Origin of the sequence: Leifsonia sp. 115AMFTsu3.1 (assembly GCF_004362795.1) — a bacterium.
Taxonomy (GTDB): Bacteria; Actinomycetota; Actinomycetes; order Actinomycetales; family Microbacteriaceae; genus Leifsonia.
This window is the reverse complement of sequence record NZ_SNYB01000001.1, coordinates 548,757-561,140: the sequence shown is the minus strand read 5'-3', so window position 1 is coordinate 561,140 and position 12,384 is coordinate 548,757. Positions and strand designations below refer to the sequence as shown.

The 12,384-nt window shown below is 63.2% G+C and carries 14 protein-coding genes; 9 read left to right on the top strand and 5 right to left on the bottom strand.

What is annotated here, in order from left to right:
* The first annotated feature begins 113 nt into the window (after positions 1 to 113).
* Positions 114 to 1,577, top strand: a complete 1,464-nt coding sequence (locus AXZ95_RS02865; RefSeq protein ID WP_133638772.1) for a hypothetical protein — start codon at positions 114 to 116, stop codon at positions 1,575 to 1,577.
* Positions 1,570 to 2,463, top strand: coding sequence for a hypothetical protein (locus AXZ95_RS02860; RefSeq protein ID WP_133638771.1), 894 nt, complete (start codon positions 1,570 to 1,572; stop codon positions 2,461 to 2,463). The genes AXZ95_RS02865 and AXZ95_RS02860 overlap by 8 nt, the downstream gene beginning before the upstream one ends.
* 508 nt (positions 2,464 to 2,971) lie before the next feature.
* On the opposite strand, the gene AXZ95_RS02855 is transcribed toward AXZ95_RS02860, so the two are convergent.
* The 3 genes from AXZ95_RS02855 to AXZ95_RS02845 form a co-directional block, all read right to left on the bottom strand.
* The gene (locus AXZ95_RS02855) at positions 2,972 to 3,160 is read right to left on the bottom strand and encodes an excisionase family DNA-binding protein (protein ID WP_018189490.1); all 189 of its coding nucleotides are present in this window, start codon (positions 3,158 to 3,160) and stop codon (positions 2,972 to 2,974) included.
* A gap of 116 nt (positions 3,161 to 3,276) precedes the next feature.
* Positions 3,277 to 3,588, bottom strand: coding sequence for a hypothetical protein (locus tag AXZ95_RS02850; RefSeq protein ID WP_018189489.1), 312 nt, complete (start codon positions 3,586 to 3,588; stop codon positions 3,277 to 3,279).
* 46 nt (positions 3,589 to 3,634) lie between these two features.
* The gene (locus AXZ95_RS02845; protein ID WP_026307022.1) at positions 3,635 to 3,979 is read right to left on the bottom strand and encodes a hypothetical protein; all 345 of its coding nucleotides are present in this window, start codon (positions 3,977 to 3,979) and stop codon (positions 3,635 to 3,637) included.
* 81 nt (positions 3,980 to 4,060) lie between these two features.
* Between AXZ95_RS02845 and AXZ95_RS02840 the strand changes: the two genes are divergently transcribed.
* The 4 genes from AXZ95_RS02840 (at position 4,061) to AXZ95_RS02825 (ending at position 6,805) form a co-directional block, all read left to right on the top strand.
* Positions 4,061 to 4,330 carry a hypothetical protein gene (locus AXZ95_RS02840; protein ID WP_018189487.1) on the top strand — a complete coding sequence of 90 codons (270 nt, stop codon included), beginning with the start codon at positions 4,061 to 4,063 and terminating at the stop codon, positions 4,328 to 4,330.
* Positions 4,331 to 4,367: 37 nt separating this feature from the next.
* Positions 4,368 to 4,658 carry a hypothetical protein gene (locus AXZ95_RS02835; RefSeq protein ID WP_018189486.1) on the top strand — a complete coding sequence of 97 codons (291 nt, stop codon included), beginning with the start codon at positions 4,368 to 4,370 and terminating at the stop codon, positions 4,656 to 4,658.
* Between the two features lie 200 nt (positions 4,659 to 4,858).
* The gene (locus AXZ95_RS02830; protein WP_018189485.1) at positions 4,859 to 5,128 is read left to right on the top strand and encodes a hypothetical protein; all 270 of its coding nucleotides are present in this window, start codon (positions 4,859 to 4,861) and stop codon (positions 5,126 to 5,128) included.
* A 279-nt stretch (positions 5,129 to 5,407) separates the two neighbouring features.
* Entirely contained in the window at positions 5,408 to 6,805 is a 1,398-nt protein-coding gene (locus AXZ95_RS02825) for a ParB/RepB/Spo0J family partition protein (protein WP_018189484.1), read from the top strand.
* 64 nt (positions 6,806 to 6,869) lie between these two features.
* Here the strand turns inward: AXZ95_RS02825 and AXZ95_RS02820 are convergent, their stop codons facing one another.
* Positions 6,870 to 7,175 carry a hypothetical protein gene (locus AXZ95_RS02820; protein WP_018189483.1) on the bottom strand — a complete coding sequence of 102 codons (306 nt, stop codon included), beginning with the start codon at positions 7,173 to 7,175 and terminating at the stop codon, positions 6,870 to 6,872.
* 509 nt (positions 7,176 to 7,684) lie between these two features.
* On the opposite strand from AXZ95_RS02820, the gene AXZ95_RS02815 reads away from it, so the two are divergent.
* The gene (locus tag AXZ95_RS02815; protein WP_018189482.1) at positions 7,685 to 8,554 is read left to right on the top strand and encodes an ArdC-like ssDNA-binding domain-containing protein; all 870 of its coding nucleotides are present in this window, start codon (positions 7,685 to 7,687) and stop codon (positions 8,552 to 8,554) included.
* A gap of 9 nt (positions 8,555 to 8,563) precedes the next feature.
* On the opposite strand, the gene AXZ95_RS02810 is transcribed toward AXZ95_RS02815, so the two are convergent.
* Positions 8,564 to 8,917 carry a cupin domain-containing protein gene (locus AXZ95_RS02810; protein ID WP_018189481.1) on the bottom strand — a complete coding sequence of 118 codons (354 nt, stop codon included), beginning with the start codon at positions 8,915 to 8,917 and terminating at the stop codon, positions 8,564 to 8,566.
* Positions 8,918 to 9,030: 113 nt separating this feature from the next.
* Here AXZ95_RS02810 and AXZ95_RS02805 point away from each other — a divergent pair, with 113 nt between their 5' ends.
* Both AXZ95_RS02805 and AXZ95_RS02800 read left to right on the top strand, forming a co-directional pair.
* Positions 9,031 to 10,650, top strand: coding sequence for a N,N-dimethylformamidase beta subunit family domain-containing protein (locus AXZ95_RS02805; protein WP_043742028.1), 1,620 nt, complete (start codon positions 9,031 to 9,033; stop codon positions 10,648 to 10,650).
* A gap of 36 nt (positions 10,651 to 10,686) precedes the next feature.
* The gene (locus AXZ95_RS02800) at positions 10,687 to 12,150 is read left to right on the top strand and encodes a cytosine permease (RefSeq protein ID WP_018189479.1); all 1,464 of its coding nucleotides are present in this window, start codon (positions 10,687 to 10,689) and stop codon (positions 12,148 to 12,150) included.
* Positions 12,151 to 12,384 lie beyond the last annotated feature (234 nt).

Here is a 12,384-nt window from a genome sequence, read left to right as displayed (position 1 = left end):
CATCCGCCTCGTTCTCAGATAGTGGCGCGACGAAAACGAGTACATCCACGGCACCACACTGATTAGGCGCTACGCGGAGCGCGTCGCCTCGCATTATGGCTATGATCACGCGTATGAAGCGGGGGGTGTGCAAGCAAAGCATGCGGACTACCGCCTCGGTGGCCGCCCTGGCTGCACTCATGCTTTCAGGGTGCACAGCCGAAGGTCGCCCAAGTTACTCCACGTCGTGGACACTCAAGTTTGAGCAGCCAGTCAACGTCATCGCGACAAATGAGTCAACCGCACTCATCTATGGCAAGTCTTCGAAAATGCTCTTCGCCCTGGACATTGGCGACGGGCATCGAGTGTGGGCGAAGCCGATGATGCCCCCGCCGGACGATGCGAGCGTTTCCGGCAACAATTTCGCGCTCACACAGTCAGTCGGGGATCAAACCGTCCTGACTGCGCTTGACGCTGGGACTGGGGATACGGCCTGGCAACGGACGGTCGACGTTGCCACCATGCTGTCGATCGAACCATCTGGGGACGTGATTGCGTGGGTCGGGAACGAAATCAAGCGTTCCGACCCCGCAGGCATTCTTGCTTGGCCGACTTGGAGGCCGACTAAAGATTGCACCATCGTGGACGCAGCGGGTGAAGGACGAGCGCATCGCACTGTAGTTGCACTTCAGAAATGCGACCATGGCCAAATGTCCGTGGCTGTGCTCAGCGACAGCCTGACTCCGCAACATGTGATCAAGGTCGCCCCATCCGTCCAGTCCCTCGCCAAAGGCGGTGGGGCCGTGGGTGTCAACGATGTCGGAGGCGGCTGGGTGATCGACACGTCGGCGGGCCGGGCCGTCCCTGTCTCAGGCACACTGGACGCAGCACAGGGCATGGGCCTGGCAGTTCAAGAAGTTGGCGGCGCGCTCGTCGATGTCCGGCCCGATGTGCCTCTGCACCCAAGCCCCTACGTGACGATCGGAACGTCGGTCCTGCCCCTCTTACGCATCGAAGTCCACTCACCCGACGGCAGGGTGGGATCGGCGACAACCGTAGTGGGGCGATCGCAGCACCTCACCCGGGTGGACGACAATACCTACCTGTTCCAGTACGAAGGAAAGAGCGGCCTGACAACGCTCGAACAATTACATCTCGACTCCAAACCTGGATCAGAGCCCGCGCAGGCGGCAACTTCGCAACTTGGCGTCTCGGAAACAATCGGGACAAGCGATGGCCAGAAGCTTCAACTCACAAATGTGGGAACCGACGGTACGGCTGGCGAGATTGACACCAACATCGTTCTCACCAGGCCAGCTGGCGGACCAGAACTGGCTATGGCCAGACTCGCCATCGCGGCCACGGACGCTGATGCCGTCGACGCTTGGCGACTAACGACCTCGCGTGGCGGCAACGGGTTAGTAAGCGTCCCGGCCGGCCGTTCGAAAGTCGCAGGCGCGGACAAAACTACTTGGGCCCAATTCGGACGATGCCTAGTTGAGATCACTCACGACAGCGCTCCGACCGAGCCCGAAAGGGCCGAGATCGCGGTCGCGACTCTGAGTTCTGCCGCGGCCAAGGAGTGCAGGAATGGCTAGCAAAAAGAAGGGCAATAAAGCTCGGGACAGCGAGCTGGCGGCTGGCAATACCGCTCAGGCTCAGGCTCAGGGCGTGGCCGCGCCGGACGAGAGACCGAAGAGCAAGAACCGAAGGGTCGCGATTGGAGCCGGCATCGCAAGCTTGGTCATCGCTCCTTTGATCGTGATCGCATTCACGCCCACCGCCGACAAGCTCGGCACCTCGATGAAGGCCGGTATATCGCAAGCCTTTGATCACCATGCGGACGCGGGCCAGCCGTTCGCCGTTTTGCGATCAATCTCATATGCCTCCAAGTCGACCTATGCAAAAGCAGACGCCGACGTCAGTCAACGAGAACGCGCCTACATCGTGTCGAATCGTGAGCCCTCCGGCTGGACACCCGCAGGCGATCGAGTCGATGGCTGGACCATCCGGAACACCTCAGACGATAAGATAACGATCGAGTCGATTTCGATTGCAGATGCTCACGCGAGTCAAGCGCTAGCGGGCGCCTTCGCCTCCCTCTCCGAGGGAGGACGCGGCGGCGACACGCCCGTCTACAACCTCGTCGTTGATCTCGATTCTGGACGGACGCTAGACACCGCCGGAGCCGACTACTTTCGGCAGCAAACAATCACTCTCCGCCCGGCGGAGAGCGCGATGATTTACTTCGCTGCCAAGCCTCCGAAGGGCACTTCTTACTCGTGGGTGCTCAAGTTCGCGGTTCTCATTGGGCCTGACAGGTCCGCAACTGTGTATTCGGGGAAAAATGGGAAGACGTATCCGAAGGCCAGTGCGGTCCCGAGCGATCAAAGATTCGCAGTGACCGCCGTCTCACCTGATTACTCAATCGCCTTCGGCACCCAATCGCCCACGGGGCCGATCCAGGAACTCCCGAACAAGTAGATCCCGACGCGATGACCAAGCCTGCGGTTCAGTTGCGGGAAACTGGGGGGCAAGCCCACTGTGCGCCCCGCCTACTAGGAGCGCATCATTCGCTTCGGTCATCGAGGGTCTGCGCCTGGTCAAGTAGCAGCTCCCAAATAGCATCGACCTCCCGTCTCAGGTCGTCCAGAGTTGCTCGGCCGGGTTGCGTCGCGATCCTCCGGAGCTGCGCAATTGCTTCTCTTCGACTGTTCACGCGCCGACCGTAACAGCCGGTATCCGAGCCGCAATAGCGCACGCAAAGTGCAACCTTCTACTCAGCCCGGCATCCCGCATTCCGCGTTACCGTGCGAGCCTGAGGACCGGGCTCCATTCATGGACGCCGCTGAGACGCTGCTTGTGGGTGCCTCACTCGGAATCATCAACTGGTCCCAACTCAGAGCGGCGCTTCACAGCAACAACGTCGCCTCACACGAGGAGAGCAGCCGCCGCTTGTACGCGCCAACTGACGACGGCCACGCTCCGGCTTTCAACACGGCTGCGATTCGCCCTCGCCGTCCGAGCGAAGCAGGTCGATCTCACTCCTCGAAACACGCACCGCGCCGCGAAAGAAAACCGTTCGAAGGGTGCCGTCGGCGATCAAGCGGTGCACCTTCAGCTCGGGAACGCCAAGCCGCTCAGCCGCGACCTGCGGAAGCAACCAATCCCGCTCATCCACCCGCGCATGCTACCTCCGCATCGCGCCGGACCGGCTAGACAGCTCGGCCAGCACGCCACATCCACGAATACCGCCTCTCGTCCAAGACCAAGCGTCCGCACGGACTACGCCGGGAGTCAGATCCGGTCGAAGTACTCGCGCAGGCGCGCGCAAATCTCCATCTGCTCCTCCCCCGTCGCTTCCGAGAGTCGAGTCGCAAGCCAGACGATCGCCATCACCGCCGGTGTGACGATGCCGGACACATCGACATCAACCCGACCGGTAGCTTCATCAAGGCGCACCACCACCGCATCAATGTCCCGCAGCCGTTGCAACGCCAACTCTGTCGCCGCCTCCCGCACCGCGGGGCTAGCGCTCTCGTCTCTCGCGCTCAAGGCGTCGACCAGCGTGTGACCGGCCAGCCGGCCGGTCTCGGAAATGCGAGACATGAAGCCACCATCCCAGTCGACCGCGCACCCCGATAGTCATCCCTGCTCAACGGTGGCGCGGAAGCCCTGTGCGCGGGTCAAGCCCGGCCTCCCGGCGAGCCCGCTGCTCTGCCAGCGTGACGATCGACCCGTCCGGCGCCCGCTCCGGGGCGAGAAAGGACGGCATCCCAAGCTCCCTCGAACACGCGGCTTCCGCCTGACGGAGTTCCTCGTAAAAGCCCAGCGGCCACCGGTCGGACCGCTTCACCGTGAAGTGATCCACCCGGTCCATCATCAGCGTCTCGCCGGTGCGCTGATTGACGGCAGGGCCGTACTCGATGACGAACCGGCTCCGCAGCGGGCGCTCCTCCAACACCAGCCAAACGCGCTCTCCCGCCTGCAGCATCCTCACCGACCCGGACTCCGACAATCGAACATATGTTCTATTGTGGGCTGCAGCACCCGTTCAGCAACCCGATCGGAGGAACCGGTCATGAGCATCGCTCCCGCCGCCGACATCGTCCACGTGTGGACCGACTCCGGAACCCTCGACCGGCTAGTCTGGCGCGACCGGCGCTACCGCATCGTCGCCGCAGAACCCATCCGCGCAACCGTAATCCATGAGGCGCTCACCCAACCCGCTGAACGCCTCATTGGCTGGTCGCTCGTAGCCGCGGGAGAGCAAGAGCCCTCTGAGGTGCGGATGATGCAGATCCAATCGACCGGCTCCGGGTGGGCGCTGGTCGATGTGCACTCGGCCTGAACCGGTGGGACAGAATCGCCGCTACCCCGGTGCGGGGATGGACCGGGTCATCGAGCAGATCGTCACCCGGCCTCGCCCAGTCTGGTTGACCGAGAAAGAAGTCGACCTCGAGCACGACCCAGCCGTCGTGCCCTCGGCGCCGGCGCCGGCGGTCGCGTTCGTCCGCTTCCACGAAGCCGTCGTCCAACCCGAGGTCGAAGTCGTGGCGTGGAACGAACACGCGGTGAAGATCCGGTTCACCACCCGCGATGGGCAAACCCACGAAGGGTGGGTGTGGAAAGACGCCGTCCGCAGCAAACCCCGACGCAGCATCCCACCACGCCGCTGACCCAACCTCCACTAGCTCACCCGTTCCCCGTGCCCGGTTGATGCACCGTGAAGCCTGCGGCGATTGTGCGGTCACCCCGCCTAGGCGCAAGCCCCTAAGGGGCCGACTGACGTCGCCCTGCCGGGTGGCACTCCGGCCGGGCTCCCTGATCGGCACTACGTGCCTTCACGGCACACCAACCAGCAGGAAGGAAACCGATCATGAGCACCCTCATCACCGACAGCAACGAACTCACCCACTTCACCGCCGTCTTTAGCAAACACGACCTCGCCGCCGACCTCGCTCCACGACTCAGCTGCACCGAAATCGAAGCCCTCGCCGGCCTCTTCCGGGCACTCGGCGAACCCGCAACCGCGGACACCTGGCTCGAGGAGCACGCCACCGATGACGAGATCGGTGACGCGCACTACCTTGGCGACACGCTCGAGTACCTGGTCCCGATCGACCCGATGGACGACCTGGGCCAGTAACCACTCCCGAGCCCACGCCACTCAAGGCGCGGGCTCGGTCTACGCAGAAAGAACATACGCGGAGCCGCAAGCGGCACCCTGCTTCCCGGAGTTTGTCCGTCTGCCTGGCCAGTCGATCGTAGTTCGCTCACACACGCTGCGTGCCGGGCTTTCGCGGCATATCCTCACTCGCTGCCGCTCCCTCCGGTATTCCACGACCCGGCACTGCGCTCCGCTCCCGCTCACCAGCGATCCCCTTGCCAGACAGGCGAACAACAACAGTTGAAGGAGCGAAACGAAATGAGCGACACCACCACAGTTGCGGGCAGCATCGAACACCTTGACCCCCACACCCTCACCATCGAGGACAACGTGCGACCCTCCGCCCCCATCACCCCCGCGTTCGTGCAGTCCATCAAAGAGAACGGGGTCCTCACCCCCGTCCTCGCACACCGTAACAACGACGGAACCGTCACCGTCCGCGCCGGACAACGACGCGTCTTCGCCGCCCGCGAAGCAGGCCTGACGACCATCCCCGTCTACCTCGTGGCCGCGGACGACGCCACGGCGGAGCGGATCGTGCAGCAGATGGTCGAGAACGAGCAACGCGAAGCCCTCACCGACAGCGACCGTGCCGCCGCGTTCCAGCAACTCGCGTTCGAAGGCCTCTCCGTCACCGCGATCGCCCGTCGCACCGGAACCCGGCAGAAGGAGGTCAAGACCGCGATAGCCGTCACCGCCAACCAGGCGGCAGCGTTGGCGATCAAGGAGCACCAGCTGACGCTGGAGCAAGCGGCGGTGCTGATCGAATTCGACGGCGACGACGACATCCGAGCCGACCTCATCCAGGTGGCGACCACCGACCCGGCCCAGTTCGGGCATGCGGCCCAGCGGGCACGAGACGAAAAAGCCCGCGCCACAACCAAAGCCGACACGGAAGCCGAGCTCGCCGGTCGGGGGTATACCATCCTCGACACCGATCCCGGCTACTACGACACCGAATACACCCGGATCAGCGAACTCCTCACCGCCGACGACCAGCGCGTCGCCGTCGAGGACATCGAGAACGTCGACGGGCGCGCCGCCCACGTCCGCGTCTACGCAGACGGTGACGCGAACATCACCTACTTGGTGAAGGACGCGAAAGCGGCCGGGTTCCACAGCTACGGCGGCAGCCAACCCAAGTCCGGCCCGATGACCGACGAGCAGAAGGCGGAACGCCGCACCCTCATCGCCAACAACAAGGCGTGGGCGTCCGCCGAAACCGTCCGCCGCGAATGGCTCACCACCCTCCTCACCCGCAAGACCCTTCCCAAGGACGCCGCGGTGGTGATCGCTCGTGGACTCACCGTCCACCGGCAAGCGGTCAGCTCCGCCACCCGCGATGGCAACGAGCTCGCCCACCAGCTGCTCGGACTCGAACCCAGTAGTTACCTCGAGGCGGACAAGCTCACCGCGCTCATCGAGCACACGCCAGCCAAGGCGCAGCATGTCGCCCTCGCGGTCGTGCTCGGAGCCTGCGAGTCCGTCACCAGCAAAGAGAGGTGGCGCTACCCCACCGCCACAGACGCCGCCTACCTCACCCGACTCGCCGCATGGGGATACAGCCTCAGCGACATCGAGCAAATCGTGACCGAAGCCACCCTGGCAGAACCAACTGGCGCCGAAGCTGCCGGCGACACGGCAAAGGACGACTGAGGATAACGGGGTAGGTCCCGCCACGGAGGGCCGGGCCTACCCTTCTCGTCCACGCGCCACCGAATCAGGACAGTCCTCGGTCCGCGGACGCCGCCGGCTGTGGGCCCCTCACTGATCCCCCGCGCTCCGCAACCCGGTCGAGCGCCAGAAACGGGACGCATGCCGTCTCCGCGGTCAACGCGGCGAGCCGGCCGATCAGCGTGCGCGGGTCAGCAGCGATCGCCCACCCATCCCCCGCGTACCGGCTCACCGTTTCCACGCATTCCTTCTTCTCTTCCGCGGTCGGGAACATCGAGCCGACCACTCCGATCAGTCCGCCTTGCAGTTCCGGGCCCATGTTGCTGGCGTCGATGATGAATACCCGCATCATTCACTCCCCTGTCGATCGTTTTTGTTTGCCTTCCGGCGGAGAGATCGAGAGCGAGTGGGAGGGGCGGCAGTGCCGGGACCGTGGAATACCGGAGGGAGCGATAGCGAGTGAGGATATGCCGCGAAAGCCCGGAACGGACGCCACGGGAACGAGCTACGATCGGCCGGCGGAAAGACAAACAAAACGAGCAAGCGCAGCGCCGCCGCAGGCGGCACCACTCCAGAAACCACACCCGACAACCCGGGTCACGCGACCAGCCGAGCTCCGCGCTCAAAACTCTTGTCGTGCCGCTGGAGCTGCTGCCCCAGCACGGTCGCACCGACGATGGGTGGGCTGTCCGGATCCGTCATTGTAGGTCGCTGACGCACCCTGCCGTTCCCGCCGATCTGCCCCGCGCCCTCCGGGCTTATCTCGGAACAGATCGGCGGGCACTCCCGGCGCGCCTACTCCCACTTCTTCCCTCTACCGAATAGCCCACCAAACCGGGCAACCATAGAAGGAAGCGGATCATGAACAAGACGTCGACGAAGCGCAGCGCGCAAGAACGCAAAGCCCAAGCCGAAGCGCTAAACGCATCCATCATCGAACAAGTCCAGCAGCTCACCGACAGCGGGCAATGGCAAAGCTTCCTGGACTTCGCCCGCTCCTTCCACCAGTACAGCCTCAACAACGTCCTGCTGATCCTCGCCCAGCGCCCCGACGCGACCATGGTCGCCGGATACCGGCAATGGCAAGACAAAGGCCGCCAAGTCCGAAAAGGCGAAACCGGAATCCGCATCTTCGGCCACAGCACCAACAAGCTCCCCCAGACACAGGACGACACCGAGGACGACCCGCGGGCGGTGGACTACTTCCCCGTCCTCACCGTGTTCGACATCGCCCAAACGGAAGCCATCGACGGGGCACCCGCCATACCAACCGACCCGGTGGAGAAACTCACCGGGGACAACGACCACGGAATCCTCACGCCACTGACCGAACACCTGCGCACCGCCGGATGGGCGATCGCACGCGAACACCTCGGGCACGCGAACGGATACACCGACCCGGCCCGGCACCTAGTCGTGATCGACCGCGATCTCAGCCCCGCCCAAACCGCGAAGACCCTTCTTCACGAGACCGCCCACATCCAGCTCGACCACACCGCCGACCTTAAGGAGTACCGCACGCACCTCGGACGCATGGAAGTCGAGGCCGAATCGGTCGCCTACATCCTTGCCGGCCTCGCCGGCCTCGACACCAGCACCTACAGCATCGGATACATCACCGGATGGTCCGCAGCCGACCCGGACCTAGTCCGCGAAACCGCCAACCACGTCCTGGAAGCCGTCCATGCAATTCACCCGGCGCTCGCGCCAGATGGAGCGCTTGAGAAGTAACCGCGACTGTCACTGAGGCACGGCCACGAACACTTTCTCGCAGGGTTCCAGCGTGCGCCACACGCCACGGAACCCCGCCGGAACGACAAAGGCGTCTCCAGCCGAGAAGACCGCGGATGCGCCACGCGAGTCTTCGATCTCCACCGAGCCCGAGCGGATCAGGCAGATTTCGTTGTAGGGCCAATGGTCGATGCGGACCCATCCGGGTGCGCCCTCCCACGTTCCGCAAAGCACCGAGCCGAAAGCCTCAGCATGGTATTCCGTCTCGGACCACCCGTCCGAAGCGTCGTCGTAGCTCTCTAGAGCGGGCACGACGGGTGCGCCCGCACCGGTTCGGAGACGCTTGACCAGCTCGATGCTCATCGGTTTCCCATTCCTTCGCTGTTGACTATTAAACAAAAAGTGTTGTCTAGCACGACACATCCTGCCATAGTGTGAACCATCGCCGAACCCCCGCGAACATCACGTAGGAAAAGATGACCAAACAATCGCCCTACCCTTTTCCCGCCAGCGCCTGGTCTCGAGCCGGCTGGGTGCCGGAGCGCCCGACGAATCAAGATCCCGAAATATGGGGATACACCGATCAGTTCTCTTATCTGCCCGGCGACACCGTCAACCTGCGAGTGCACACGACCGCCGACAGGTATTCCGTCAAGGTGGTCCGGGATGGCCTTGATCCGCGCGAGGTGCTGAGGATAGGCGACCTTCCCGGTCAGACGCAGCACACTCCCGAAGACGCCTACGCAGCCGGCTGCGGATGGGACATCTCAACGACGTTCCAGGTAGACCATGAATGGCAGTCGGGGCTGTACTTGCTTCTGCTCAGCGCTGAGGTCGATGGCACAGTCGTCGAGAGTGAACACTTCCTGGTGGTGCGTGCGTCGCGGCCCGGGGCCAAGACCCCCTACGTTCTGGTGCTTACGACAAGCACCATGCTTGCCTACAACGACTGGGGCGGAGCCAACCACTACCGGGGTCGCGGAGACGATCCAACCATCGACGTCCCCTCACCCGTCGTTTCGATGCTGCGTCCGGTCGCGAAGGGAATGCTTCGCAAACCCGTCAACGCGCCACGGAACCGCAACGAGCAGCCGCTACCGCCTTTCGGGGTGCCTCGATACGAGACCCTCGAGTGGGCACGACTCAACGGATACAGTCGCCATCACGCTGACGCGTTCTGGGCGACTTACGAGCGCCCCTTTGTTCTCTGGGCCGAGGAGAACGGGTACGACCTCGAGTACCTCACCCAGGACGATCTGCACCGCAATCCGAACATCTTGAGTCCGTACCACTGCGCGATCATCGTCGGGCACGACGAGTACTGGACTTGGGAGATGCGGGACGAGGTCGACCGCTTCGTCGACGCCGGCGGCAACATCGCTCGATTCGCGGCCAACTTCGATTGGCAAGTTCGCATCGAGGGAACGACGCAAATCGCCTACAAGACCGCGGCGCCGACGGAGGACCCTCTGTTCGACACCGCTCAGAAGGAACGATCCACCACGTCTTGGGACCATCCCGTCACCGGGCGTCCTAGCGCGCAAACGTTCGGGCTCAGTGGCGATGCCGGCGTCTATACCGGTTATGGGGCGAGCGCGCCACGCGGACACGGTGGCCTAGTCATCTACCGGCCGCAACATTGGGTATTCGACGACGCGGACTGCTACTACGGCGACGTGCTCGGCGCGGCGCCGTCTCGAATCGGAACGTTTGAGGTCGATGGTTGCGACTACGTCTTCCGTGGCGGCCTCCCTTATCCGACGGGTACGGACGGAACGCCGGACACGCTCGAGATTCTGGCAATGACAACCGCAGTCCTCTTTGAAGAGGATCACTTCTCCGGCCGCGTGCCACTCGGTGACGCCGGATCCGCGAGCATCGACGAGCTGCGGGACATTGAGTGGTTCGAAGACACCCCAGGTCACCGTCGACCGCGATACGGGTCCGGGATGATGGCCTGCTTCACTCGAGGCAAAGGCACCGTCTTCAATTCCGGAACAACTGAATGGGTCGCCGGCCTCCTGCACCGGGACTGGTTCGTCGAGAAAGTCACCAAGAACGTGCTGGAGCGCCTCGGGGCCGGGCCGCACGAGTGACCTCAAACACAATCGTCGTCGCGAAGGAGCGCATTCATGTCTGAATCCGAGATAGCAACCGACCGCGCTGGACGGATCGAAACCCACGGAGCCGACTACATCCCTGAGGCAGAACGGCACGGTTCCCCCAGATCCCTCTTCCCCGTCTGGGCAGGATCAAACGTCATCTACCTGTACTTCGTCCTTGGCGGGCTGATGATCATCCTTGGCCTGAACGTATGGCAAGCTATCGCTGTCGTCCTAGCGGGAAACCTGCTCTGGGCCGTCGTCGGCTACTTGGCAATTAGCGGCCCATCCTCGGGGAGCCCAAGTGAGGTGATCCTCCGAGCATTTTTCGGCGTAAACGGAAACCGCGTATACGAAATCGCCATCGGATGGGTCATCGGTGTGCTGTACGAGGCGATCAATCTCGCAGTCGGTGCCCTAGCCGGGGTTGCGCTCGTGACTCAGTTTTTCGGATCCGCGCCCGACCTGATCAAAGCCGCCATAATCGTCGGCCTCGCGGTCGTCACCTTCACCATTAGCGTTCTCGGTCACGCCACAATCGTCAAGCTCGGCCCATGGTTCACCTGGGTGCTGCTGGCCGCGCTCGTCATCCTCGGATACTTCGTCATAAGCCACGCCGACATGAATTATCAGCCTCAAGGCGGTGCCCTATCCGGGTCAGCTCTATGGGCGGCAGCAGCGACATGTTTTGCGCTAATCGCCTCTTCACCACTGTCCTGGTCAATCGGAGCAGACTATTCCCGTTACTTACCGTCCCGAACCAGCGCCAAGGCCACCGCCTTCTGGACCGGATTCGGCGGTTTCGTGCCCGCCACCGGAATTACGATCCTCGGCGTGCTCGCCGCCACGGCAGTAGACATGACCAACCCCCAAGAGGCGATGGCCAAGATCATGCCCGCCTGGTTCTACGTGATTTTCTTGCTGATCATCATCATCGGTTCAATCTTCAACAATGCCCTGACCGCGTACAGCACCGGGCTTGCGTTGCTCGCCACCGGTATCCCGTGGCGTCGCTCCATCACGGTCATCTTCGACGCTGCCGTTTCCATCGCTGTGACGCTATACGCACTCTTCGTCTCGAACTTTTTGGATACCTTGAGCGGACTGCTCGAAGTGAGCGTCGCCGTGTTGGCCCCATCAATGGCGATTTATGCGGTGGATATCTTTCTCAGACGCAATCGATACGACGGGCCCGCGCTTCAAGACACAAGCCGATCCAGTAGCTATTGGTTCTTCGGAGGATTCAACCTCGGCGGCTGCGCTGCTCTAGTCATCGGAACAGCGGCGGCGACGCTGTGCCTCAACACCACGTTCTACGTTGGCCCTGTTGCGCAGGCAGTCGGCGGAGCCGACATCTCATTCTTTGTCGGCAGCCTGGTGGGCGGCGGCTTGTACGCGGCCACTGAAGCACGTCGCATTCGAGCCGCCTCCCAGTTGCCAGTTCAGGTGCGCCCACATGACCCGGCGAGTCAAGAAGGAGGGATCCGGGCGTGAATATGCGGTTTCGCCAGCAGGCATGCCGGTTAGCAACGGCGCGACGAGCCTGGGCTTGTGCCTCATCACGTCGTCGCGAACCGAACATCTGTAGCGCACTGCAGGTCCGGCAGAGCGTTGAGTCCCTAAAGGAAAGACTACGGTGATCCCCTCACAGGAAGCCTTCGTTGTTCGAGGTGCGGGGGCCGCCATCGAGCACATCAGTGTTGCCGCCCCAGGGCCCGGCGAAATCTC